Origin of the sequence: Mycolicibacterium vinylchloridicum (assembly GCF_013404075.1) — a bacterium.
Lineage (GTDB): Bacteria > Actinomycetota > Actinomycetes > Mycobacteriales > Mycobacteriaceae > Mycobacterium > Mycobacterium vinylchloridicum.
Genome location: NZ_JACBJQ010000041.1, coordinates 13414 through 37526 on the forward strand (window position 1 = coordinate 13414; position 24113 = coordinate 37526).

Annotated in this window: 28 protein-coding genes; 10 read left to right on the forward strand and 18 right to left on the reverse strand. The window is 67.4% G+C overall.

What is annotated here, in order from left to right:
* Positions 1–85 precede the first annotated feature (85 nt).
* From HPC46_RS25625 to HPC46_RS25635, 3 genes are all read left to right on the forward strand, one after another.
* Complete coding sequence (locus HPC46_RS25625) at positions 86–1195, forward strand: GGDEF domain-containing protein (protein ID WP_179475003.1); 1110 nt, start codon at positions 86–88, stop codon at positions 1193–1195.
* A gap of 69 nt (positions 1196–1264) precedes the next feature.
* Positions 1265–1891, forward strand: coding sequence for a TetR/AcrR family transcriptional regulator (locus HPC46_RS25630; RefSeq protein ID WP_325096770.1), 627 nt, complete (start codon positions 1265–1267; stop codon positions 1889–1891).
* Positions 1869–2729: a phytanoyl-CoA dioxygenase family protein gene (locus HPC46_RS25635; RefSeq protein ID WP_179475004.1), complete on the forward strand. Its 861-nt coding sequence runs from the start codon at positions 1869–1871 to the stop codon at positions 2727–2729. The genes HPC46_RS25630 and HPC46_RS25635 overlap by 23 nt, the downstream gene beginning before the upstream one ends.
* Here HPC46_RS25635 and HPC46_RS25640 read toward each other — a convergent pair.
* The 4 genes from HPC46_RS25640 to ruvC are packed head-to-tail and all read right to left on the reverse strand — an operon-like array spanning position 2722 to position 5325.
* Positions 2722–3105, reverse strand: coding sequence for a DUF1304 domain-containing protein (locus HPC46_RS25640; RefSeq protein ID WP_179475005.1), 384 nt, complete (start codon positions 3103–3105; stop codon positions 2722–2724). The two genes, HPC46_RS25635 and HPC46_RS25640, sit on opposite strands and share 8 nt — an antisense overlap.
* 11 nt (positions 3106–3116) lie before the next feature.
* On the reverse strand, positions 3117–4184 hold the full coding sequence (gene ruvB / locus HPC46_RS25645) for a Holliday junction branch migration DNA helicase RuvB (RefSeq protein WP_005146027.1): 1068 nt from the start codon (positions 4182–4184) through the stop codon (positions 3117–3119).
* The gene (ruvA, locus tag HPC46_RS25650; RefSeq protein WP_179475006.1) at positions 4181–4771 is read right to left on the reverse strand and encodes a Holliday junction branch migration protein RuvA; all 591 of its coding nucleotides are present in this window, start codon (positions 4769–4771) and stop codon (positions 4181–4183) included. The genes ruvB and ruvA overlap by 4 nt, the downstream gene beginning before the upstream one ends.
* Positions 4768–5325: a crossover junction endodeoxyribonuclease RuvC gene (gene ruvC, locus HPC46_RS25655; protein WP_179475007.1), complete on the reverse strand. Its 558-nt coding sequence runs from the start codon at positions 5323–5325 to the stop codon at positions 4768–4770. The genes ruvA and ruvC overlap by 4 nt, the downstream gene beginning before the upstream one ends.
* Positions 5326–5419: 94 nt before the next feature.
* Here ruvC and HPC46_RS25660 point away from each other — a divergent pair, with 94 nt between their 5' ends.
* From HPC46_RS25660 to HPC46_RS25670, 3 genes are all read left to right on the forward strand, one after another.
* A complete protein-coding gene (locus HPC46_RS25660) occupies positions 5420–5869 on the forward strand; it encodes a cupin domain-containing protein (RefSeq protein ID WP_179475008.1) in 450 nt (149 codons plus the stop codon).
* Positions 5866–6459: a TetR/AcrR family transcriptional regulator gene (locus HPC46_RS35795; protein ID WP_179475009.1), complete on the forward strand. Its 594-nt coding sequence runs from the start codon at positions 5866–5868 to the stop codon at positions 6457–6459. The genes HPC46_RS25660 and HPC46_RS35795 overlap by 4 nt, the downstream gene beginning before the upstream one ends.
* Before the next feature lie 87 nt (positions 6460–6546).
* Positions 6547–6804 (forward strand): hypothetical protein, encoded by a 258-nt coding sequence (locus tag HPC46_RS25670; protein WP_179475010.1) that lies wholly within the window; start codon positions 6547–6549, stop codon positions 6802–6804.
* A gap of 3 nt (positions 6805–6807) precedes the next feature.
* On the opposite strand, the gene HPC46_RS25675 is transcribed toward HPC46_RS25670, so the two are convergent.
* Positions 6808–7128 carry a hypothetical protein gene (locus tag HPC46_RS25675; protein ID WP_179475011.1) on the reverse strand — a complete coding sequence of 107 codons (321 nt, stop codon included), beginning with the start codon at positions 7126–7128 and terminating at the stop codon, positions 6808–6810.
* Positions 7129–7170: 42 nt separating this feature from the next.
* Between HPC46_RS25675 and HPC46_RS25680 the strand changes: the two genes are divergently transcribed.
* The gene (locus HPC46_RS25680; RefSeq protein ID WP_179475012.1) at positions 7171–9159 is read left to right on the forward strand and encodes a molybdopterin-containing oxidoreductase family protein; all 1989 of its coding nucleotides are present in this window, start codon (positions 7171–7173) and stop codon (positions 9157–9159) included.
* 2 nt (positions 9160–9161) lie between these two features.
* On the opposite strand, the gene HPC46_RS25685 is transcribed toward HPC46_RS25680, so the two are convergent.
* Both HPC46_RS25685 and HPC46_RS25690 read right to left on the reverse strand, forming a co-directional pair.
* A complete protein-coding gene (locus HPC46_RS25685; protein WP_179475013.1) occupies positions 9162–9917 on the reverse strand; it encodes a YebC/PmpR family DNA-binding transcriptional regulator in 756 nt (251 codons plus the stop codon).
* Between the two features lie 152 nt (positions 9918–10069).
* Positions 10070–10657: a TetR/AcrR family transcriptional regulator gene (locus HPC46_RS25690; protein ID WP_179475041.1), complete on the reverse strand. Its 588-nt coding sequence runs from the start codon at positions 10655–10657 to the stop codon at positions 10070–10072.
* Between the two features lie 74 nt (positions 10658–10731).
* Here HPC46_RS25690 and HPC46_RS25695 point away from each other — a divergent pair, with 74 nt between their 5' ends.
* From HPC46_RS25695 to HPC46_RS25705, 3 genes are all read left to right on the forward strand, one after another.
* Complete coding sequence (locus HPC46_RS25695) at positions 10732–12459, forward strand: CocE/NonD family hydrolase (RefSeq protein WP_179475014.1); 1728 nt, start codon at positions 10732–10734, stop codon at positions 12457–12459.
* Positions 12460–12544: 85 nt separating this feature from the next.
* Entirely contained in the window at positions 12545–12925 is a 381-nt protein-coding gene (locus HPC46_RS25700) for a carboxymuconolactone decarboxylase family protein (RefSeq protein WP_179475015.1), read from the forward strand.
* Positions 12922–13833 (forward strand): NAD(P)-dependent oxidoreductase, encoded by a 912-nt coding sequence (locus tag HPC46_RS25705; protein WP_179475016.1) that lies wholly within the window; start codon positions 12922–12924, stop codon positions 13831–13833. The genes HPC46_RS25700 and HPC46_RS25705 overlap by 4 nt, the downstream gene beginning before the upstream one ends.
* Positions 13834–14059: 226 nt before the next feature.
* On the opposite strand, the gene pdxT is transcribed toward HPC46_RS25705, so the two are convergent.
* The 11 genes from pdxT to HPC46_RS25760 all read right to left on the reverse strand — a co-directional run bounded on the left by pdxT (position 14060) and on the right by HPC46_RS25760 (position 24050).
* Positions 14060–14671 carry a pyridoxal 5'-phosphate synthase glutaminase subunit PdxT gene (pdxT, locus tag HPC46_RS25710; RefSeq protein WP_179475017.1) on the reverse strand — a complete coding sequence of 204 codons (612 nt, stop codon included), beginning with the start codon at positions 14669–14671 and terminating at the stop codon, positions 14060–14062.
* Entirely contained in the window at positions 14668–15510 is an 843-nt protein-coding gene (gene tesB / locus HPC46_RS25715) for an acyl-CoA thioesterase II (protein WP_179475018.1), read from the reverse strand. The genes pdxT and tesB overlap by 4 nt, the downstream gene beginning before the upstream one ends.
* 3 nt (positions 15511–15513) lie before the next feature.
* Complete coding sequence (gene pdxS, locus HPC46_RS25720; RefSeq protein WP_179475019.1) at positions 15514–16440, reverse strand: pyridoxal 5'-phosphate synthase lyase subunit PdxS; 927 nt, start codon at positions 16438–16440, stop codon at positions 15514–15516.
* 82 nt (positions 16441–16522) lie between these two features.
* Positions 16523–17560, reverse strand: coding sequence for an NUDIX hydrolase (locus HPC46_RS25725; RefSeq protein ID WP_179475020.1), 1038 nt, complete (start codon positions 17558–17560; stop codon positions 16523–16525).
* Positions 17560–18684 carry a glycosyltransferase family 4 protein gene (locus HPC46_RS25730; RefSeq protein ID WP_179475021.1) on the reverse strand — a complete coding sequence of 375 codons (1125 nt, stop codon included), beginning with the start codon at positions 18682–18684 and terminating at the stop codon, positions 17560–17562. Before HPC46_RS25730 ends, HPC46_RS25725 begins: the two co-directional genes overlap by 1 nt.
* Positions 18684–19664 carry a phosphatidylinositol mannoside acyltransferase gene (locus HPC46_RS25735; RefSeq protein WP_179475022.1) on the reverse strand — a complete coding sequence of 327 codons (981 nt, stop codon included), beginning with the start codon at positions 19662–19664 and terminating at the stop codon, positions 18684–18686. Before HPC46_RS25735 ends, HPC46_RS25730 begins: the two co-directional genes overlap by 1 nt.
* Positions 19661–20341, reverse strand: coding sequence for a phosphatidylinositol phosphate synthase (gene pgsA / locus HPC46_RS25740; RefSeq protein WP_179475023.1), 681 nt, complete (start codon positions 20339–20341; stop codon positions 19661–19663). Before pgsA ends, HPC46_RS25735 begins: the two co-directional genes overlap by 4 nt.
* Positions 20338–20889 carry an ATP adenylyltransferase gene (locus tag HPC46_RS25745; protein ID WP_179475024.1) on the reverse strand — a complete coding sequence of 184 codons (552 nt, stop codon included), beginning with the start codon at positions 20887–20889 and terminating at the stop codon, positions 20338–20340. Before HPC46_RS25745 ends, pgsA begins: the two co-directional genes overlap by 4 nt.
* Positions 20882–22942 carry a threonine--tRNA ligase gene (gene thrS / locus HPC46_RS25750; protein ID WP_179475025.1) on the reverse strand — a complete coding sequence of 687 codons (2061 nt, stop codon included), beginning with the start codon at positions 22940–22942 and terminating at the stop codon, positions 20882–20884. Before thrS ends, HPC46_RS25745 begins: the two co-directional genes overlap by 8 nt.
* Positions 22943–23004: 62 nt before the next feature.
* Positions 23005–23418, reverse strand: a complete 414-nt coding sequence (locus tag HPC46_RS25755; RefSeq protein WP_179475026.1) for a TIGR02611 family protein — start codon at positions 23416–23418, stop codon at positions 23005–23007.
* Complete coding sequence (locus tag HPC46_RS25760) at positions 23415–24050, reverse strand: PaaI family thioesterase (protein ID WP_179475042.1); 636 nt, start codon at positions 24048–24050, stop codon at positions 23415–23417. The genes HPC46_RS25755 and HPC46_RS25760 overlap by 4 nt, the downstream gene beginning before the upstream one ends.
* Positions 24051–24113: the final 63 nt, after the last annotated feature.

A 24113-nucleotide genomic window follows, 5' to 3' on the forward strand; every position in this document is an offset into this window, starting at 1 on the left:
ACGGGCGGGCCCCGGGCCCGAGCAGTATCATTGCCCGTCAGACTTGCAGCGCTTGGGGGCCGGCTGCGGGCGGTTTCGGGAGCTAATGCACAAAGACGTGGGCGTGGCGGCGTGGATCCGCCGGTGGTGGCAACAGCCCGATCAATACGACTGGATGTCGGAATATCTCGCCTCGCGACACCTACAGCGCTTGAGCCGATTCCTGATCGCAGCCGTCGTCGTCATCCTCGGTGTGATCCCCCTGGTGATGCTGTTCAGCCCATCGGGTCCGCAAGGTCAGATGCACCGGACCGTCGCGATCGTCATGGCGGTCCTGTCTTTCGGCGGGGCGTCCAGCTGGCTGCTCGGCTGGCCGAGCCGTCGTCAGTCCGCGCTGTTCGCCGTCGGCGCCAACATTGGTGTGACCATTGCCGTCCTGATTGCCGGGACGCCGGCGACGGGCTTGTTGGCGTGCGCCACCTTCGCCCCTATCGCCGGTTTCGTCGGCTTGCACCACTCCAGCCGGCTGCTGGCTGCGACGCTGGTCAATGCCATCGTCACCACCGTCCTCGCCGGTGCTCGGATCGCCGCGGCCGGCGACCCGGCAATGGCTGTCGGGCATGTGCTGGGTGTGGTGGTCGCGGTGCTCGCGGTCCCGTTCGGAAGTCAGTTGCTCCTTCACCTGCTGACCCTGGACGCGAGGATGTCGAACACCGATCCGTTGACCGGGCTGCGCAACCGGCGCGGCTACGACCAGTCGGCACTGCAGCTGATCGCCGCGGCGGACAGATCCCAGTCGCAATGGCTGGCCGTGATGATGGTCGACCTGGACAGGTTCAAACAGATCAACGACAGCCATGGCCACAGCTTCGGCGACACCGTCCTGCTCGCGGTCGCCGACAACCTGCGACGCTGCAGTGCGATGAGTTCGGTCGTCGCCCGGTTGGGCGGCGAAGAGTTCCTGGTCGCCGAGCTGACCGAGTCGGATGCTCCGGCGATGCTGGCCGAGCGACTCCGAGAGGCCGTCGCCGCCATGCCGTATGGCGTGACCGCCAGCGTCGGAGTGGCGGCGATGCCCGTCGACGACATCGAGTGGGCCGCTGCGGCCGCGACGATCAGGCAATTGGGGGAAGCGGCGGACGCGGCAATGTACGAGGCCAAGCGAGCGGGCGGCAACCGGGTCCGCTATCGCGCCGCGACGAGCCCCCGAGCCTAGACCGGGACATGAAGACCTCGAACTCAGCGATGCCTTGAAACTGAGTTGAACTCAACTTAGGCTCAGCACGTGACGGTGGCGATGACGGCACGGGGCGTTCAGGCGCGAGAGCGAATCATCGACGCCGCGACGGTGGAACTGGCCCAGTCGGGGCGCTTCGAGGTTGCCGCGGTCGCGCGACGCGCAGGAGTCAGCGTCGGCCTGCCGTATCGCTACTTCGGCACCCGGACCGGGCTGCTGGTGGCCGTCATCGACGCCTTCTACCAACGATTCTCCGACTCGATCGCACTGCGCACCTACGAGGCTCCAACCTGGGCGGAACGGGAACGCCAGCGCATCACCGATTGGGTGCACTTCCTGTACCGCGAGGCAGCGGCGCCGGCGATCTTGTCTGGACTCGGCGAGGGCGAGTTGGCCACCGCACGGGGGCGCTGGCTGCAGGAGATGAGCAAGATCGGCGCGCGCAACATGGCACAGGGGCAACGCGACGGCGAGATCCCGGCAGGCCGCGACCCCGAGTATCTGGCTGCGGCCACCATCGGCGGCACCAACGCCGTCGTCGCCGTGTGCCTAACCCGTGATCCCCGCCCACCGGCCTCCGACGTCATCGAGCAGCTCTGGTCGTTCGTCGCCGGAGCCGTCGGACTCAACTCAAGTAGTGAAGGGAACGTGCATGCCCCGCAACGTATCTCGTGAGACAGTACAGATAGAGCGGGTCGAGGATCTCTACCGTGACCTCGCCACCACGCACCGATCGACGGCCGGCGCCGGGATTGCCGACGAGGCCGATGCGGCCGCGTTCGATCGCGACGGATACGTCGTCGTCGAACGCCTCATCCCCAAGCAGGCATGTGCGGATATCGCCACCGCGGTGGATCCCCTGCTCGGGCCGGTAGGCCGGAACACCTTCGAGGGCATACACACCCAACGCGCATACAGCCTGCTGGCCAAGACACGCGCATGCGATGCTCTCGTCGAGCACCCGCGAGTGCTGGCGCTTCTCGACCGGCTACTGATGCCCAATTATCTTCTATCCCAGCTCCAGGCCATCAGGATCGGCCCCGGCGAGACTGCGCAGCTCCTGCATTTCGACGACGGCATGTATCCGGTGCCGCGCCCGCGTGCGCCGTTGAGCGCGGCGACCATCTGGGCGATCACCGACTTCACCGCCGATAACGGTGCCACGGTGGTCATCCCGGGCAGCCAGCGCTGGGACGACAACCGGCAGCCGACCGACGCCGACGCAAGGGTCAGCGTCGAGATGCCGGCGGGTTCGGTGGTGTTCTTCGCCGGCACGCTCTGGCACGGCGGTGGCGCCAACCGGACGGTCGACGAAAGTCGGCTGGCCATCACCGCGCAGTATTGCCAGCCCTGGCTGCGCCCTCAGGAAGCGTTCACCTTGTCGACCCCACCGGCCATCGTGAAGACGGTCTCAGAGCCCCTCCGCCGCATGATCGGCTACAGCATCCACCCGCCGTTCATGGGCATGGTCGACGGCATGCATCCCAAACGGATCCTGGAGACCCTCAGATGATCGCGATCACCAGCAGCACGACGGCCACCAACGGGAACGCGCCCTGAGTCACCGCGGCGCGAGCCTTGTCCGGCGCGGATGCCAGCAGCACAACAGCCGCCGCAAGCATGGACCCGACACCGGCGAATACCAGGGCTGCGCCGATTCCGTTGTGCCCCAGGATGATCGCGACGATGCCAATGACGCTGACGATCGCCAGGAACAGGTTGTAGAAGCCCTGGTTGAGAGCCATCAGTTTGGTGGTCTCAGCTTCCTCGGCGGTGGTGCCGAACACCGCACGGGTGCGCGGCGTCGTCCAGGTCAACGATTCCATCGTGAAGATGTACACGTGCAGCAGCGCGGCCAGACCGGCGAAAATCAGTGCAGCGGTGACCATCGGGGCTCCCATCACTCGAAAAGGCCGGATTGACCGAGCCCGCTGGCCCGCGGCGGTGGAACCATACCCAGGTGGGTCCAGGCTAGCGGCGTCGCAACGCGCCCGCGGGGAGTCCGCGCGATCATGCCCGCCCGGACCAGGAACGGCTCGCACACCTCCTCGACGGTGGTGGCTTCTTCCCCCACCGCCACGGCCAGCGTGGACACGCCGACCGGACCGCCGCCGAAGCTCTTGGTCAGCGCTGTGAGCACCGCGCGATCGAGCCGGTCCAGGCCGAGTTCGTCGACGTCGTAGACCGCCAACGCCGCCTTGGCGATATCGCGGGTGATCACGCCGTCGGCGCGCACTTCGGCGTAGTCGCGCACGCGCCGCAACAGCCGGTTGGCGATACGCGGCGTCCCCCGTGAGCGGCGGGCGATCTCGGACCCGGCCTCGGCGCCCAGCTCGATGCCCAGGATTCCCGCCGAACGGGCCAGCACTCGCTCCAGCTCGGGCGGCTCGTAGAAGTCCATGTGCGCGGTGAACCCGAAGCGGTCGCGCAGCGGCCCGGTCAGCGCACCGGACCGGGTGGTGGCACCGACCAGGGTGAAGGGTGCGACCTCGAGCGGGATCGACGTCGCCCCAGGGCCTTTGCCGACCACGACGTCGACGCGGAAATCCTCCATCGCCAGGTACAGCATCTCCTCAGCGGGCCGCGCGATGCGATGGATCTCGTCGATGAACAACACGTCGTGCTCGACGAGGTTGGACAGCATGGCGGCCAGGTCGCCGGCCCGCTCGAGTGCCGGACCGGAGGTGACGCGCAGCGACGAACCGAGTTCGGCGGCGATGATCATCGCCAGCGAGGTCTTGCCCAGCCCCGGCGGGCCGGACAGCAGGATGTGATCCGGTGTGCCGCCGCGGTTCTTGGCGCCCTCGAGGACCAGCTGCAACTGTTCGCGCACCCGGGGCTGGCCGATGAACTCACGCAGTGAGCGGGGCCGCAGGCTGGCATCGATGTCGCCTTCGCCGACGGTCAGCGCGGGCGAGACATCGCGCTCGAGTTCCTCGTCCTCGTCGGCTCCCTCGAACCTGCTCATTTCTTACCCAGCATGGACAGCGCCGCGCGCAGCGCGCTCTGCGTGGTGGCATCCGGGTCACCGGCGAGTACCTTGTCGGTGGCTTCTTCGGCTTGTTTGGCCGCAAAGCCAAGTCCGACAAGGGCTTCCACGACGGGGGCGCGCACGGCATGCCCGGTTGCCGCGGCCGCACCCGCGCCGGAGGAGACCGAGCCGATCTTGTCACGCAGTTCCAGCACCATCCGCTCGGCGCCACGCTTGCCGATACCGGGCACCCGCGTCAAGGCCGTGACATCGCCGTCGGCGAGCGCCTGGCGCAGCGCGTTCGCGTCGTACACGGCCAGCGTCGCCAGCGCGATCTTCGGGCCGACACCCGACACCCCGAGCAGGGTGGTGAACAGGTCGCGAGACTCGGAATCGGCGAAGCCGTAGAGCGTCTGGGAGTCCTCGCGCACGATCATCGCGGTGATCAGCCGGGCCTCGGTGCCGCGGCGCAGCGTCGCCAGCGTCGATGGGGTGGTCATGATCTTGTAGCCGACGCCGGCGGCCTCGATGACGACGTGGTCGAGCGCGATGTCGAGCACGTCGCCGCGTACCGACGCGATCACGCGCGGGCCGCCTTCAGCCGGGCCTGATACGCCCGCTTCTGCTCGGCGGCCATCGCCTCCGCCTGCGCCATCCGGGCGATCATCGGGGCGCGCCAGCAGTGGCAGATCGCCAGGGCCAGGGCGTCGGCGGCGTCGGCGGGTGTCGGCTTCTGCTGCAACTGCAGGATCCGGGTGACCATCGTGGTGACCTGCGCCTTGTCCGCCCGGCCGTTGCCGGTGACTGCGGCCTTGACCTCGCTGGGGGTGTGGAAATGCACGTCGATGTCGCGGCGGGCAGCAGCCAGCGCGATCACCCCGGCGGCCTGGGCGGTACCCATGGCGGTGTTCGCGTTCTGATTGGCGAAGACGCGTTCGATCGCGATCACGTCGGGCAGGTGGGTGTCCATCCAGTGGTCGACGGTATCGCTGATCGTCATCAGCCTGCGTTGCAGGGGCTCATCGGCCGGGGTGCGCACCACGTCGACGTCCAGCGCGATGACTTGGCGGCCGCCCCGGCTTTCGATCATCGAGAGACCGCAGCGCGTCAAGCCGGGGTCGACACCCATCACCCGCACGGATCACCTCTTTTCGCTACGAACAGTTGTTCGATCACAGTAGCGGGCCGCGCAGACAGGATCGGTCAGGACACGCGGTGGCTATCGTCAGTTCATGGGCGGCTCCGACGCATTCCATCCTGACCTGTCCGACGGCCGGCCGGTGCGCCACCGGGTGCACCACGTCAAGGCTGACCAACTCGACGGCGGAACCTCCCAGACCGGCGGCATGCATCGATTCGCCGCGATCAGTGGCGCTAGCGTCGGCTCCGAGAAGCTGTGGATGGGCGAGACGCATGTCGGGCCCGGGGTGACGTCGGAGAATCATCACCACGGCGACTCGGAAACAGCGATTTTCGTGCGCAGCGGCCACCCCGAGTTCGTCTTTCACGACGGCGTGCAGGAGGTGCGCATCAGTACCGAGCCGGGCGACTACATCTTCGTACCACCCAATCTGCCGCACCGGGAAGAGAATCCGGACCCCGACGAGCCCGCCGTCGTCGTGATCGCGCGCAGCACGCAGGAGGCGATCGTGGTCAATCTGGATCGGCTCTACCCGCTGTGAGCGTCGAGGACACCGCACCGCCCAAACCAGGACGGCCGCGCAGCGAGCAGTCCCGCTCGGCGGTGCTCCGTGCAACCTCGGAGTTGTTGCACGAGATCGGGTTACGGACGATGACCACCGAACAGATCGCGGCTCGCAGCGGGTCCAGCAAGGCGACGATCTACAAGTGGTGGCCGAACAAATATGCCGTCGCCGTCGATGCGTTCTTCTCGGAGATGCAGACCGACTCCCCCGACCCCGACACCGGTTCGGCCCGGGGAGACTTCACGCTGTGGTTGCGTGGGTTGTGCCACTTCTACAGCGGCCCCAGCGGACGGGTGTTCGCGCAGTTGATCGGTGAGGCCCAGTTCGACCCGGACGTGGCCGACATCCTGCGCGACGGGCTGATCCGGTCACGGCGCGCGGCGCTGGAGGCGGTCTGGGACCGCGGGGTGGCCCGCGGCGACCTGCGCGCCGACGTCGACCGCGACATCGCGATCGACCTGATCATCGGGCCCGCGCTGTACCGGTTGATGACGAGTCGCGGCGCGCTGGACGACACCGCCGCCGACGCCATCGTCGACGCGGCCATCCGCGGGCTGTCGCGGTGAGCGAACTCACCGCCGGGCGGGACTAATCGGGCGCCTGCCAGCGCTGCACATTTCGAAACTGTACGTTCAGTTTTGAAGGAGTTCATCATGAAGACCAACCTTGGTCTGCTCGCCGGCGCCCTTGCCGCCGGGGTCAGCATCGCCATCGCCGCCCCTGCGGCCGCCGCGGCGGGCGACCCGCACCTTGTCTGCACCGCCGTCAGCGACGGCAACAGCCAGTGCGAGACGCCGGGCAACGCCCAGCTCACCGCCTCCCCGCAGGACGTCCCGTACCCGACGTTGTATCCGTTCCTGCTCGGCGGTGGGCTGATCTTCCACAACGGGGGCGGTCACGGCATGCGCTGAGGTTCAAGCCTCGGCGTTGAACCGGGTCAGCGTGCCTTCCCGCGCTGACCGAGCGAGTTCCTCGATCCGCGCGCCGGAGCGCTTCCAGCCCTTCACCTTTTCGCTGCCGACCTTGGTTCCGTCGCGGGTGATCTCGATGGTCCACGCGGCACCAAGCCACTTGGACGCCAACCAGAACGGCCACATCTGCATGAACGGCAGCACGATCAGGAAGATCAGGGCGTCCAGCGTGGCGAAGCCCGATTCCCAGGGAATCGTCTTCCACCACCACCGGCGGATCGACCAATTGATGCCGTCTGGGTCAGTCACCGTCAGCTGAGACATCGTCACCTCCGATTCGTTGCCCGCAGCGTACGGTTCCCGTCCATGGGTACGGACAATTCCCGCACAGTACGAAGCTTTTGCCGGGTGTGCCCGTCGGTGTGCGGCATTCGTGTCGACATCGAGGGCGACCAGGTGGTAGCCGTCCACGGTGACCGGGAGAATCCGTTCTCGCGCGGCTATACCTGCCCCAAGGGCCGCGCGCTGCCGCTGATCCACCACCACCCGGATCGGCTCGAGCGGCCGATGCTGCGTGTCGGTGGCGAGCTGACCGAAACCAGCTGGCAGGCATGCCTGGACGACCTCGGCACCCGCCTACGCGGCATCATCACCGAGCACGGACCCGCCGCGGTCGCCGTCAACTTCGGCACCGGTATCGGGATGGACGCCGCGGGTTACCGCATCGCCGAGGCGTTGCACCGCGCGATCGGAACGCCGGCGAAGTTCAGTCCCCTGACCATCGACGGCACCGCGAAGGTTCTGGTCGCTGAACTGATGGGCGGCTCTGCCGCGCTGACCGGGCGCCCCGACTACGAAAACGCTCGACTAGTCATCCTGATCGGCAGCAATCCCGTTGTCTCCCACGGTCACACAGTGTGTATGCCGAACCCGCGCGGTCTGTTCCGCGATCTCGCCGGCCGGGCGCAACTCTGGGTCGTGGATCCGCGCCGCACGGAGACCGCACGGCTGGCGACCCGCCACCTGGCACCGCGGCCGGGCACCGATTACGCGGTACTGGGCTACCTGGTTCGCGAAATCCTGCGCGACGGTGGCGATGCGAGTGTCCCCGTTCAGGACCTCGACGTGCTGGCCGCCGCGGTCGACCCCTTCACCCAAGACCATGCCGCCGCCCTGGCCGATGTCGACGCGGGCGATCTCGGCGATCTTCTCGCCGCCGTCCGGCAGGCCGGGCGCATTGCGATCGATACCGGCACCGGTGTCACGATGTCGGCCAGTGCCAATGTGACGCAATGGCTTTCGTGGGCATTGCTGACCCTCACCGGCTCGATGAACGAGCCAGGGGGTGAGTGGTTTCATCCGGGTTATGGCTATCAGCTCGAAGAGTTCGAGCTGCCGATCGCGCCCCCGGAGGGTAAGTCACGGCCGGGGCCGCGGAGCCGCCCGGACAGCAAGGCGTTCATGCGTGAATACCCGTGCGCCACACTGCCCGACGAGATCGAGGCCGGCAACATCCGGGCGTTGCTCAACCTCGGCGGCAGCCTCCTCACCGGCTTTCCGGCCACGGACACTCTGCGGCCTGCACTGGCCAAGCTCGAGGTGCTCGCCACCACCGAGATCCTGCCGACCGAGACGACAGCACTGTCCACCCACGTGCTGCCCACCAAGGGACAGCTCGAACGGCCCGACGTCACGCTGTGGGACTTCATGAGCACGCGGATCTCCGCTCAGCACACTGCGGCGATGATCGCTCCGATTGGTGAGCGCCGCTCGATGTGGTGGGTGCTCGCCGAGATCGGGGCACGCCTGGGGCACCAGATCGCCGACACCACGATGAGCGACGACGAGCTGCTGGCCAACCTCAACGCTGGGGGGCGCACCCGATACGCCGACCTGGTCGCCACCGGATGGGCCGAGGCCGACCGGGAGTTGCCGGCGCCGTGGGTGCACCGCCATGTGGAGCGATTGGGTGGCTGGCGGATGGCTCCGCGGATCTTGGTCGACCAGTTGCACGCCCTGCGCCACCCGACCGGACCGGTGCTGGTGCCGCGCCGCCAATTGCGAAGGGTCAACGCACAATTGCAGTATCTCGGTGAGCAACCCGAGATACTGGTGAACCCCGATGACGCGGCGGCGGCCGGCATCGTCGACAACCAGAAACTGGTGGTACGTACCGAACACGGTGAAGTCACCGGCATCGCAACACTGGACCCAGAGATGCGCCGCGGGGTGGTGTCGGTGCCGCACGCGCACGTCGGGGCCAACGTGAACCTGTTGACGAGCAAGGACGATCTGGACCCACCGACGGGGATGACGCGCTACTCAGGGGTGCCGGTCAGCCTGCACCCGGCCTGAGGTCAGTCGTCCTCGAGCTGCGCCAGGACTTCGTCGGAGATGTCGGCGTTGGTGTACACGTCCTGCACGTCGTCGCTGTCCTCCAGCGCGTCGACGAGCTTCATGATCTTGCGGGCGCCGTCGGCGTCCAGCGGGACCGTCACCGACGCCTGGAAGCCTGCCTCGGCAGAGTCGTAGTCGATACCGGCGTCCACCAGCGCGGTGCGCACCGCGACCAGATCGGTCGGTTCGGAGATCACCTCGAAGCTGTCGCCGAGATCGTTGACCTCTTCGGCCCCGGCATCCAGCACGGCCATCAGGACGTCGTCCTCGGAGAGGTCGTTTTTCTCCAAGGTCACCACGCCCTTGCGGGAGAACAGGTAGGACACTGAGCCGGGGTCGGCCATGTTGCCGCCGTTGCGGGTCATCGCGACCCGGACCTCGCCGGCGGCGCGGTTGCGGTTGTCGGTCAGGCACTCGATGAGCACGGCGACACCGTTGGGTCCGTAGCCCTCGTAGGTGATGTTCTGCCAGTCGGCGCCGCCGGCTTCCTCGCCGCCGCCGCGCTTGCGGGCCCGCTCGATGTTGTCGTTGGGCACCGAGGACTTCTTGGCCTTCTGGATGGCGTCGTACAGGGTCGGGTTACCGGCCGGGTCGCCGCCGCCGACGCGTGCCGCAACTTCGATGTTCTTGATGAGCTTGGCGAACATCTTGCCGCGCTTGGCGTCGATGACGGCCTTCTTGTGCTTGGTGGTAGCCCACTTGGAATGGCCGCTCATCGGGTTCTTCTCCGTACTTGAAGTTCTGGCGTAACCCGACGAGTCTACTGGTCGGTGCACCTCTCCCCGGTAGACGAGGGCAGGCAACGCCGAACGTGGGCCTTCTCGAGGAAAGTCGAGCGCGTATTCGACGACGGCCCGCACGCTCGGCGCTAGACCCGCAGGTCGCCGTCGACGTAGCGCTGCAGGTTCGGCGCGACAGCTGCGACGATCTCGTCGTCGGTCAGCGACGCCACGGGTTCGATGTGCCAGATGTAGCGCATCATCGCCAGGCCCATGATCTGCGAGGAGATCAGGCCGCTGCGCTTGCGCCGATCGGCCTCGTCGGCACCGAGCTGCGACACCCCCATCAGCTGGCCCTCGACGACGCGACGCAGTTTCTCGCGGGTGCTCGGCTCGTGCGCGGCAGTCTGCAGCACGGCCCGCAGGATCGGGCCGATCTCGTCGTCCGCCCAGGCGCTGAGCATGAGCCGCAATAGTGCGCTGCCCAGCTCCGGCACTGGTGTCGTCCACGTTTTCGCGACGTTCTCCAGCCAGCGCTGCGGAGGATTGGTGGCCGCGTCGAGCAGGCCCTCCTTGGACCCGAAGTAGTGATACACCAGCGCCGGATCGACCTCGGCGGCGCGAGCCACCGCCCTGATAGTGGTGCCCGCCGACCCGTGCTCGGCGAACTCGCCGCGTGCGGCGTCAAGGATCCGAGCCGCCAGCACCCCCTTCTCGTCACGGGGTCCCGGGGGCATGTTCTTCGACACAGGATGAGCCTAACAAAAGTTTCTCGTTGCGTTGAGACTAATCTCAACGTACCGTGAAACTCATGACGACCGAACGTCCCCTGAACGGCCCGCAAACCACGGGCCGGGAGTACCGCAACCTCAGCACGCCGCAGTACGGCACGACCACCGACATCAACGTCGCCGTCCCCATGCGCGACGGCATCTCCCTGCTCGCCGACGTCCACCGGCCCGACGGCCCGGCAGCTGAGGGGGCGCGATTCCCCGCGCTGATCGCCGCGTCGCCGTATCCACGGCAGATCCAGGACCTCGGCGCCCCGGCAGGATTCATCGAGGCCGGCGCGACCGACTTCTGGGTGCCGCGCGGCTACGGGCACGTCATCGCCAACCTGCGCGGCACCGGCGGCTCGGGTGGCACCTTCAATTTCTTCGACGCGCAGGAACGTCGCGACATGTACGACCTGGTCGAGTGGGCGGCTGCCCAGCCCTGGTGCGATGGCAACGTCGGGATGATCGGCATCAGCTACTTCGCGATGACCCAGCTGGAGGCCGCCGTCGAACGCCCACCCCACCTGAAGGCGATCTTCCCGGTAGCCGTGACCGCCGACCTGTACGAAGCCGCCGTGCACCACGGGTTGTTCTGCGCGTCGTTCGTGACACCGTTCCTGTCCATGCTGGGCCTGACCGCCGCCCGCAGCGACACGTTCTGGCGCAGCCGCCCATTGGGCGTGGCCCGCTGGGTGCTCAATACCAAACCGCTGCACCATAAATTCGCCACCATGAACGGCGAAGCGGCCGTGACGATGATGCGCGGGTTGCTGAAACTGCCGCACGACCCACACCCCTGGGATGACCTATGGCTCGACGCCGCGGTACGCCATCCCACCCGCGACGAGTGGTGGGACGAACGCAATCTGCTGCCGCTGCTCGAAAACGTTGACATTCCAGTCTATTTGGGCTGTGACTGGGAAAATGTGCCGCTGCATCTGCCGTCGACCTTTGCCGCTTTCGCCGGATTGACCAACAGTCCCGCCGTGCGGATGGGCATGCTCGGCCAATACGGCTTGACCTGGCCATGGGAGAGCCTGCACATCGAAGCCCTTGCCTGGTACGACCATTGGCTCAAGGGCCACGACACCGGCATCCTCGACGGGCCCGCGATCCGCTACATCCTGCCCGGCGCCGACGACTGGCGAACGGCCGAATCGTGGCCGCCTGCGGGCACCCATCGCGAACTCGCCCTGCGCGCCGACGGCGGACTCGCGGAAGAAGAAGGTGACTCCGGGGCGCGGGAATTCATGGTGCTCGGCGCCGGACTGGGCCGGGCCAAGCCCAGCGAGATCGATCCCCCGTCGTCGCTGACCTGGACCAGCGAGCCGCTCCCCGAGGCGCTCGACGTCGTCGGCGACATCGAACTGCGGCTGCTGGCCGGCGCCACCGCGGCCGACACCGCCTGGATCGTCACCCTGAGCGATGTCGCCCCTGACGGCAGCACCGAGGCGGTCACCGCCGGGTGGCTACGAGCCAGTCTGCGCGAGGTCGACGACGCGGCCAGCCGGCCCGGCGCGCCGGTCCTGCCGTGCCGCCATCCGGTCGCGGTGCCGATCGGCAAAGACGTCGAGTACCGGATTCCATTGGTGCCCAACGCCCGTCAGTTCGCGGCCGGCCATCGCATCCAGATCACGATCACCAGCGATGACCAGGACCCCGACACCCCCGCCATCATGAACTTCCGGCATGCGAGTGTGGGAACCAGCAGCATCAACACCGTGCGGTCGTCGTCACGGCTGGTGTTGCCCGTTCTGAGCTGAGACACCGAGCGACTTCGGCGCGCTTTCGTTCGCTCGTCAGCGGCGGTTTTCGCGCCGAAATCGCAGTTCTGCGATCATGACGACCATGGACCAGGCGACATATGACAAGGGACGACAGATTCGCGCAGCGGTGCTCGGCGAGGAGTACGTCGCCAACGCCGAGCGCAGCGCCGACGAGTTCAGCAAGCCACTGCAGGATCTGCTCACCGAGTACTGCTGGGGCGCGGTCTGGGGCCGCGACGAGTTGCCGCTCAAGACCCGCAGCATGCTGAACCTGGCGATGATCTCGGTGCTCAACCGCCCGCACGAGCTCAAGACGCACGTGCGCGGGGCGCTGACCAACGGCGTCACCCGCGAGGAGATCCGCGAAGTACTGCTGCAGGTGGCGATCTATGCCGGCGCACCGGCCGCAGTCGACGGCTTCCGCATTGCGCGGGAGGTCTTCGCCGAACTCGAGGCCCGATGAGCGGCGAACTCGGAGCCATCGGGTTCATCGGCCTGGGAAATATGGGCTTTCCCATGGCCGTCCGGCTGATCGACGCCGGTCACTCGCTGGTCGTCTTTGACACCCGCCCCGAGATCGTGGCGTCCGCTGTGGAATTGGGTGCGCAGGCGGCTTCGTCACCGCGTGACGTCGCCGACCGCAGCGAGACCGTACTGGCGAGCCTGCCGTCGGTGCAGGCCTCCCGCGATGTCGCCACCGGCCCCGACGGGGTGATCAAAGGGCAGCGCGTCAAACGTTTCGTCGACCTGTCCACCGTCGGCAGCACCGCCGCACAACAGATCCAGGCCCAACTCGCGCAGCGCGGGATCGCGATGCTCGACAGCCCGGTCAGCGGCGGTGTCGGCGGAGCAACGAAAGGCACTTTGGCCCTGATGGTTTCGGGACCACGGGAGGTCTACGATCTCATCGCACCGGTACTCGCACAGCTGGGCACGCCGTTCTTCGTCGACACCAAATCCGGTGCGGGCCAGACGATGAAACTGGTCAACAATCTGCTCGCCGCCACGGCGTTGGCCACCACCTGCGAGGTGGTCGTGATGGGCGTCAAGGCCGGCCTGGACCCGTCGGTGATGATCGACGTGATCAACGCAGGCTCGGGCGCCACGAACGCCAGCCGCGACAAGTTCCCGAATTCGATTCTGCCGCGCAGCTTCGACTACGGATTCGCCACCGGCCTGATGGTCAAGGACGTCAGGCTGTATCTGGAAGAGGCGGCCGCACTGGGCATTCCCAGCGAGGTGGCAGCGGCCGTGGGACGACTCTGGGAGACGGTCATGAGCGAAGAGGGAGCGGAGTCGGATTTCACCTCCGCGATCAAACCTCTGGAGGCGGCTGCCGGTGTCGTCGTCGACGGGCGGCCAGCGGGCTAAAGCGCGCGCCACCAGCTGATCGGCCGCTCCACGGCTGACGAGCTCTGCCAGGCCGGGCGCCACAGCCCCTGCGTGGATTTCCCTGCCTGGGTTTCCAGCAGTTGATGGACGCGACGACTCAACCAATTGCGTGACACCATCACGACCTCCTACCGCCGCGCCGCGCGCCGAGATTCGAGTATGGGCAATGTCCTCGGCACAGCGGGACTGCCCACATTGACGTCGTCTAAACGTCGGGCGACAAATTGGCGGTGCCGGCGACGATGTCGACGAACAGCTTGTGCACCCGCCGATCGCCGGTCATCTCAGGGTGGAACGCAGTGGCCAGCACCCGGCCCTGCCGCACCGCGACGATGTGATCGCCAGCTCTGGCCAACACCCGAACCTGCGGCCCGACCCGCTCCACCCATGGCGCCCGGATGAAGACCGCATGTGCGGGGCCGTCCAGCCCTTCGAACGCGATATCCCCCTCGAAGGAGTCCACCTGTCGTCCAAAAGCGTTGCGCCGCACCGTCATATCGATACCAGCCAGTGGCACCGCCGCACGGCCGGGGGCGCCGGCGTCGAGGATCTCGGTGGCCAGCAGGATCATGCCCGCGCACGAACCGTAGGCCGGCATACCGTCGGCCAGGCGTTGCCGCAGCGGCTCCAGCAGCTCGAATTCGCGGAGCAGGTGACTCATCGTGGTGGACTCACCGCCGGGGATGACCAGGGCGTCGACCGTGTCGAGCTCACTGCGGCGACGAACCGTGCCCGCGTCGGCGCCCGCTTCACGCAGGGCGGCCAGGTGCTCACGGGTGTCGCCCTGCAAGGCCAGCACGCCGACTCGCACGCTCACCGGCCGGTGTATCCGCGCTTGTAGCGCGTCAACCCCTCCTGCATGACGGCGGCGACCATCTCCCCGTACTGGTTGAAGATCTTGCCCTGGGTCAGCGACCGGCCGCCGCATGCCGACGGCGAGGACTGGTCATAGAGCAACCACTCGTCGGCGCGGAACGGCCGCATGAACCACATCGCGTGATCCAGCGAGGCGATATTGAGGTGCTTGCGTTCCTCAGGGTGATTGACCTGTGCGGAGCCGAGCAGCGTCAGATCACTCATGTAGGCCAGCGCGCAGATGTGCAGCACGTGATCGTCGGGCAGCGGGTCCTTGTGCTTGAACCAGACCTGCTGCTGGGACGCCTTGCCGGGCAGCAGGGCCACCTCCGCGCGCGGGACGATGCGGACATCCCACTCGGCGAATTGGGAGAACCCGGCCTCGTCGAACACCCCGCCCTTGGAGATGAACCCGGGCAGATTGTCGGGCGGTGATGCGTCGGGCATCGTGTCCTGATGTTCGATGCCGCTCTGGTCGCTCTGGAACGACGCGGACATCGAGAAGATGGTTTCGCCGTGCTGGATGGCGTTGACCCGCCGGGTGACGAACGAGCCGCCGTCGCGCAGTCGCTCGACGAGGTAGACCGTGGGCTTGGTGGCGTCACCGGGGCGCAGGAAGTAGCCGTGCAGCGAGTGCACCTGAAACGCGGGGTCCACGGTGCGTACCGCCGACACCAGAGACTGGCCGGCCACATGGCCGCCGAAAGTGCGTTGCAGGAAACCTGATTCGGGGCTGAACACTCGCCCCCGGTAGATGTTGACCTCGAGTTGTTCGAGATCGAGGATCTCTTCGATCGCCATCTATTACCAGCCGCGCTGGGCCAGTCGGTGCGGCTCCGCGATCTCCTCGACGTTGATTCCGACCATGGGCTCACCCAGTCCCCGCGACACCCGTGCGAGCACGTCGGGGTCGTCGAAGAAGGTGGTGGCCTTGACGATGGCGGCCGCGCGCACCGCGGGGTCGCCGGACTTGAAGATGCCTGAGCCGACGAACACGCCCTCGGCGCCGAGCTGCATCATCATCGCGGCGTCAGCCGGGGTGGCGATGCCGCCCGCGGTGAACAGGGTGACCGGCAGTTTGCCCGCCCGCGCTACCTCCACGACGAGGTCGTAGGGCGCCTGCATGTCCTTGGCCGCCACGAACAGCTCGTCCTCCGACAGCGATGACAGCCGGCGGATCTCCGCGCCGATGGACCGCATGTGGGTGGTCGCATTGGAGACGTCGCCGGTGCCTGCCTCCCCCTTGGAGCGGATCATCGCCGCGCCCTCGGTGATGCGGCGCAATGCCTCACCCAGGTTGGTCGCCCCGCAGACGAACGGGACCGTGAAACGCCACTTGTCGATGTGATGGGTGTAGTCGGCCGGGGTCAGTACCTCGGACTCGTCGATGTAGTCCACACCGAGGCTCTGCAGGATCTGCGCCTCGACGAAGTGGCCGATGCGCGCCTTGGCCATCACCGGGATGGTGACCGCCGAGATGATGCCCTCGATCAGGTCGGGGTCGCTCATCCGGGCCACGCCACCCTGGGCACGGATGTCGGCGGGGACTCGCTCCAGCGCCATCACGGCCACGGCGCCGGCACCCTCGGCAATGCGTGCCTGCTCGGGGGTGACGACGTCCATGATGACGCCGCCCTTGAGCATCTCTGCCATGCCGCGCTTGACCCGAGCGGTACCCGTCTGCGCGCCGGCCGAGCCGTTGGATCCAGCTGCGGTAGCTCCGGTTTCCACTGTCAGTCCCTTCGTTTGATACGGATCCAGTCTAAAGGGCGTGTCCAAACTGAATATCTGCGCTGTTTAGCTGGTCAACTGCTCAGCGGATCGCGTGTAACTCCCTGTCGGCCCCGCCACCTCCGTCGGCCAACAGATTGGCCTCCGCGAGCAGCTCGCCCAGCTGCAGCGGATAGACCGTCTGTCCTCCCGCGGCCAGCTGATCGATCGTTGCGGAGTCACACCAGCGGTGGCCGTGAATGTACCGCAGCTCCAACGGGGTGCGCCCGGCCGCGGTCGGTTCGAACCGGGCCGTGCGGTGCACGAAGTAGAACTCCTGGCTGGACACGACGGTGCCGTTGAAGTCGATCAGGGAGTCGCGCCGCCACACCGGCCCGATCATCTGGGCCGGATCCACCTGCAATCCGGTCTCCTCGGCGATCTCCCGGACGGCGGCGTCGACCAGGCGCTCGCCCGGCAACGCCTGCCCGCCGACGGTGAACCACCAGCGTGGAGCCACCCCGCCGGGCACGGCAGGGTCGGACCCGCAGAACAGCAGTACCGCACCCTGGTCGTCGAGCAGCACCACCCGCGCCGAGGTGCGGCGGTCCACCTGCTCGGCGCCCCCCGCCGTCGTGGTGTCGGCGCGCTCAGCGATCTCGAAGTAGGTCGGCAGCGGGGCGGTGCCGGCCAGGCGCAACCATCGGACGGGACGGCGTTCCCGCAGCGCGAGGGTGTCGCGCACGGCGTCGTTGTGAAACCGCCGGGCCAGCAGCACCCGGGCCTCGGCGTCGGCGAGCTCGGCGACCAGCGACACCGGCATCGCCGTGGGATCGACCATCCCGAGGGCTGCCGACAACTCGTTTTCGGCGGCTTCACGACCGGCGCGCGGTGCGCGTTCGGCCGCGTCGGCCAGCGCAGCCAGTCGCTTGCCTTCTCCACGTCCGCGGTAGGTGTCTGCAGCGACCGCGCGGGCGACCACAGAACGGCGGGCCAGCGCGCCGTCCAGCGCCTGCCAGGACAGGTCGTAGCGGATGTGCAGGCGGTCCAGCCGGTTGGCGGTCTGCAGCGCCAGCAGCGCACTGACGACCAGGACGAGGATCAGCAGCGCTGTCAGTGTCCAGTACAACGGCGCATTCATCAGCCGGCGACCCTGACCTTGGCTCCCGCGCCGGCCACCGTCTCGTAGACCCGCATGATCTGATCGGCCACCACCGGCCAGTCGTAGCGCAGCACCGCGGTGTTGGCTGCCGCCACGTAGCGCGCGCGCAGCGCTTCGTCGTCGAGCACCTCGACAAGTCCCTGCGCGAGCGCCTCGGCGTCGTCGACCGGAACCAGCCGGCCTGCCTTGCCGTCGAGCAGCACCCGTCGGAACGCGTCGAGGTCGCTGGCCACCACCGGGGTGCCCGCGGCCATCGCCTCGACCAGCACGATGCCGAAGCTCTCACCGCCGGTGTGCGGGGCACAGTAGACATCGGCGCTGCGCAGTGCGGCCGCCTTCTCGGCGTCGTCGACCTGACCGAGGAATTTCAGGTGGCCCGCGAGCTCGCCGCACTTCTCCCGCAGCTCGTCCTCGTCACCGCGCCCGACGATCAGGATCTCGATGTCGGCGAACCGCTCCACCAACTTCGGTAGCGCATCGACGAGCACCGCCATGCCCTTGCGCGGCTCGTCGAAGCGGCCGAGGAACAGCACCGTCTTGCCCGGCCGTGGATAGCCGTCCAGCAGCGGTGCCGCCTTGAGGGCGGCGACGTCGACACCGTTGGGGATCTCGACCGCGTCGGAGCCCAGCGCCTCCATCTGCCATCGGCGGGCCAGATCGGACACCGCGATGCGGCCGATGATCTTTTCGTGGAAGGGCCGCAGGATGCCCTGAAACACACTGAGCGTCAACGACTTTGTGGTCGAGGTGTGGAAGGTCGCCACGATCGGACCCTCCGCGGCCTGCAGGGCCAGCATCGACAGGCTGGGCGCGTTGGGCTCGTGCAGGTGCAGGACGTCGAAGTCGCCCTGGGCGAGCCACTTCTTGACCTGCCGGTGGGTGGCCGGCCCGAACCGCAGCCGCGCCACCGAGCCGTTGTAGGGAATCGGGACCGCCTTGCCGCCGGAGACGACGTAGTCGGGCAGCTCCACATCCGGCGACGACGGTGCCAGCACGCTGACCTCGTGACCGCGGGCGCGCATCACCTCGGCAAGCTGCAGGACGTGCGACTGCACCCCGCCGGGCACGTCGAACGAATACGGGCAGACCATGCCGATGCGCATCAGCGTTCCCCGAGCCGAGCCCGCCGCTCATCGGACAGATCGGACAGCCACTGCGGCTGCAGCATGTGCCAATCCTGGGGATGCGCCGCGATATTGGCGCCGAAGCGATCGGCCAATGCCTGGGTGATGATGCCGACGTCGCCGCTGGAGCAATCCAGCTCCGGATGGATGTCGACCACCCAGCCGTCATCGGTGAACCAGGTATGCACCGGCAACAACGCCGCTCCGGTCTCCAACGCAAGCTTGGCCGAACCGGCCGGCATTCGGGTGGCCTCACCGAACAGGTCCACGGGCACCCCGGAGCGACTCAGGTCCCGTTCGGCCATCAGGCAGACCACCCGGTTGGCCCGCAGCCGTTCGACGAGGACCTGATAGACCGACCGCTCACTCCTGCCAGATGTCGCCGGCTCCGCGGCTCCGCCGGTCAGCGGCAGCACCTCGAAACCAAGGCTCTCGCGATAATCGAGAAATCGCTTGTACAGCGACTCGGGCTTGAGGCGCTCGGCGACCGTGGTGAAGGTGCCGTTCTTCTGGACCAGCCAAACCCCGGCCATGTCCCAGTTGCCGCTGTGCGGCAGCGCCATGACCGCGCCACGGCCAGCGGCCAGTGCGGCCTCCAGGTGCTCCTGGCCGAACGCGGTCTTGTCGAGCAGCGGACCCAGCTTGGTGTGGTCCATCGTGGGCAACCGGAATGCCTCCCGCCAATATCGCGCGTAAGAGGCCAGCGAAGCACGAAGCAGCGAATCCGGCACCTCGGCGGGCGTCGTACCGATCACCCGAGCCAGGTTCTTGCGCAGCTGGGCAGGGCCGCCACCCTGCGCCGCGTACCAGGCGCCGGCGTCGAAGGCATTACGCGCCACAAACTCCGGCATAGCCCGAACCATCCGCCACCCGGCGGCGTAGCCGAGATCGCTGACGTATTCGGTGCCCGGGAGCCGGCCGCGGCCCGCCTTCCACAGCTGCCCCGGTGTGCTGATCACTGCTCGGTGCCTCCGGGCTCGTCGCCGGCGGGTTGCGGGCCGGCGGGCGCGATCTTGTCCATGGCACCGGGACTGCAGCGCACCGAGTGCACCCGCTGGCCCACGGTGACCAGGCTGGTGACCGCCAGCAGCCACATGGCGACGTGCAGTACCACCGGCATCGGGAAGAACGGCAGATCGGAGACTCCCGCTCCCACCAGCACGATGATCAGCCGTTCGGGGCGTTCGATGAGCCCGCCGCCGCCTTCGAGCCCGCTGGCCTCGGCGCGCGCCTTCACATAGGAGATCACCTGAGAGGTGACCAGGCAGATCATCGTGGCCACCGCGAGCGACGAGCTCTGCATGCTGAAGACCACCCACCACAACAGCCCGCAGAAGATCGCGCCGTCGCTGATGCGGTCACAGGTGGCGTCCAGAACGGCGCCGAACCGGGTACCGCCGCCGCGTTCGCGGGCCATCGCACCGTCGAGCATGTCGGCGAGCACGAAGATGAACACCGCGACCGAGCCCCACCACAGTTGACCGATCGGGAACATGATCAGCGCAGCAAGCACCGAACCGGCAGTGCCGATGATCGTCACCATGTCGGGGGTCAGCCCGACTTTGAGTGCGCCCTTGGCCACCGGCGTGCTGAGCTTGGTGTACGCGGCGCGGGTCAACAGGTAGAAGTCGCTCACGGTTGGCCGGCCCACTCGTCGGCCAACAGTGTTCGGGTGTCGCGCAGCAGCTGCGGGATGGTTTTGGTTTCCCCGACGACCGTGATGAAGTTGGCGTCGCCGGCCCAGCGCGGCACCACATGCATGTGCAGATGCTCGGCCAGCGAGCCGCCGGCCGCCTTGCCGAGATTGAGTCCGACGTTGAAGCCATCCGGGCTCGACACCGACTTGATGACGCGAATCGCCTTCTGCGTGAAGGCCATCAGCTCCGCGCTCTCGCTGTCGCTGAGATCCTCCAGTTCCGACACCTGCCGGTAGGGCACCACCATCAGATGCCCGGGGTTGTACGGATACAGGTTGAGCACCACGTACACCTGCTCGCCGCGGGCAACCACCAGGCCGTCTTCGTCGGGCAGAGTGGGGATGTCGGTGAACGGCCGGGACGGTCCGGAGGACTTCTGGGCGGGCACGTCCAGGATGTAGCTCATCCGGTGCGGGGTCCACAGACGCTGCAGCCGGTCGGGCTCCCCGATGCCCCGGTCGATGATCGCCTCCGGTTCGTCAGGCACCGTCGACCTTGACCAGTTCGGCTGTGGGGATCGAATTCTCGCGATCGGCAATCCACTTCACGATCGTCGCGACGGCCTGATGCCGCGGCACTCCGTTGATCTGGGTGCGGTCACCGAACCGGAAACTCACCGCTCCGGCGTCCACGTCGCGGTCGCCCGCAAGCAGCATGAACGGCACCTTCAAGTTGGTGTGGTTGACGATCTTCTTGGCCATCCGGTCGTCGCTGGTGTCGACCTCGACCCGCACACCGCGCGATTTGAGTTCGGCAGCAACGTCTTTCAGGTATGCCTCGTGCGCCTCGGCGACGGGGATGCCCACCACCTGCACCGGCGCCAGCCACGCCGGGAAGGCACCGGCGTAGTGCTCGGTGAGCACGCCGAAAAACCGTTCGATCGATCCGAACAGCGCACGGTGGATCAACACCGGGCGCTGGCGGGTGCCGTCGGCGGCGGTGTACTCGAGCTCGAACCGGTCGGGCATGTTGAAGTCGAGTTGGATGGTCGACATCTGCCAGCTGCGGCCGAGCGCGTCCTTGACCTGGACGGAGATCTTGGGTCCGTAGAACGCCGCGCCACCGGGATCGGGCACCAGGTGCAGACCGGACGCCTCGGCGACCTCACGCAGCGTCTCAGTGGCCTCGTCCCACATTTCGTCGGAGCCGACGGCCTTCTCCGGGTTCTTGGTGGACAGCTCCAGATAGAAGTCGTCGAGTCCGTAGTCGGCGAGCAGCTCGAGCACGAACCGCAGCAGCGAGGACAGCTCGTCGCGCATCTGCTCGCGGGTGGTGTAGATGTGGGCGTCGTCCTGGGTCATGCCGCGCACGCGGGTCAGGCCGTGGACCACGCCCGACTTCTCGTACCGGTACACGCTGCCAAACTCGAAGAGCCGCAACGGAAGTTCCCGATACGACCGCCCGCGCGACCGATAGATCAGGTGGTGCATCGGGCAGTTCATCGGCTTGAGGTAGTAGTCCTGCCCCGGCTTGCGCAGCTTGCCGTCCTCGTCGAACTCGGCGTCGATGTGCATCGGCGGGTACATGCCGTCGGCGTACCACTCCAGGTGTCCCGAGGTGATGTAGAGCTGTTCTTTGGTGATGTGCGGGGTATTGACGAATTCGTAGCCGGCCTGCTCGTGCTTGCGCCGCGAGTAGTCCTCCAGCTCACGCCGGATGATGCCGCCCCTGGGATGGAAAACGGCCAGGCCCGACCCGATTTCGTCCGGGAAACTGAACAGGTCGAGTTCGACCCCGAGCCTGCGGTGGTCGCGGCGCTGCGCCTCCTCGATCAGTTCGAGGTGACGGTCCAGCGCCTCCTGCGATTCCCATGCGGTGCCGTAGATGCGTTGCAGGCTGGCGTTGCTCTGGTCACCGCGCCAGTACGCGGCCGAACTCCGGGTGAGCTTGAACGCGGGGATGTCCTTGGTGGTCGGGATGTGCGGGCCACGGCACAGGTCACCCCAAATACGTTCACGGGTACGAGGATTGAGATTGTCGTAGGCGGTCAGCTCGTCACCGCCGACTTCCATGACTTCAGGATCGTCGGACTTGGTCAGATCTCCCGAGACCAGTTCGAGCTTGTACGGCTCGCCGGCGAGTTCGCCTCGCGCTTGTTCTTTGGACTCGTACACCCGCCGCGAAAACAGCTGACCGTCCTTGACGATCTTGCGCATCCGCTTCTCCAACGCCTCCAGGTCCTCGGGCGTGAAGGCCTCGGGCACGTCGAAGTCGTAGTAGAAGCCGTCGGTGATCGGCGGACCGATGCCCAGCTTGGCTTGCGGGAAGAGCTCCTGCACCGCCTGGGCGAGCACGTGGGCGGCCGAGTGCCGGATCACGCTGCGGCCCTCGTCGGTGTCGGCGGGCACCGGGATGACCTCGACGTCGGCGTCGGGCATCCAGCTCAGGTCGCGCAGCGTGCCCTCGCCGTCGCGCACGACGACGATCGCGCCGGGCTCGCCGCGCCCGGGCAGTCCGGCCTCGCGCACTGCCGCGCCCGCGGTGGTCCCGGCAGGCACCCGGATCGGGGCTGCGGGTGCGGGGTGTGCGGGGGCGCTCATTGCTGGCCTCTTTCAGCTGTTGGGGAGACGGCTAATCGCCGACCATGCTATCGGGGCGCTGGTCAGGCACCGAGGCCGATGGGGCTGTCCAAAGCGGGATGGTCCAACCCCAGCAGTCCCGCCGACCAGCCCACCGCACCCACCAGCCATAGCGTGATCACCACCACTGCTGCGGTGAATACCGCACCGAGCGCTTGGACGAACCAGCCCTGCCTGCGGAACCACGACATGGCACTGTCGTAGCGGTCGCGGGTGAACGACAGGGTGCGGTGCGCCCAGTAGAACTCGGTGGCCAGGATCGCCAGGCCGACGAACACGATCGCCCAGCCGGGACCTGGGTAGGGAATCGTGACGATTCCGACCAGCAGCACGGTGAGCCCGACGACCGCAACGCCGATGCGATAGACGAAATCGGCGACCGGACGCTCGCGGAGCCGGTCGCGACGGCGCGCCCATGCGCGCAACCAGTCCTTCATGGCTGCCCCGGTTTCAACAGGACGAACAGCCCCTCGCCGTCGGCCAGCAGGTCGTCGCCGTCGCAGAGTCGGACGTCGACGAAGATCTTGCGACCTTCGGTGCGCAGCACGCCGGCGTCGACCTGGAGTTCCTTCTCGATGGGCACGATCTTGCGGTAGTTGACGTGCAGATAGGCGGTGCGTTGAAAAGGTCCGCCGGTCACCAGGAACGACGTCTTGCCCAGCACCCCGTCGAAGAGGTGCGCGATGAATCCGCCGTGCACGGCACCGTTGCGGCCGAGGTGATAGCGCCGGAACCGGACCCATCCGCGCAGTCGCCCGTCGTCGGCGACCTCTGTCTCGTTGGGAACTCCGACGATGCTGCCGCGCATCGGCAGGTCCATGCGCCGGCCCGAGGGTGTCGTCCATTCGTCGGCGTCGTAGGGCTTCAGCAGTGCCGACGCCCGTTCGAGGAGATCGGCGGCCTGGGTGATCACCTGGTCAGGAGCGTCGGCGGCACGCGCCCGATCCTGCAGGTCCCGGACCGCTTCGATGAACCGGCCGTAATCGGGGCCGCCCTTGCTGGTCGGCTCCGGCGGGTTGAATCCCCCACCGGGGTGCAGCGCCGCCACGGATTCACCGATCGCCGTCATGTCCTCTGCCACCTGGTTACCGTATGCCGCCGGGTGTCGACGACGCCCTTCGACAGTACGGAT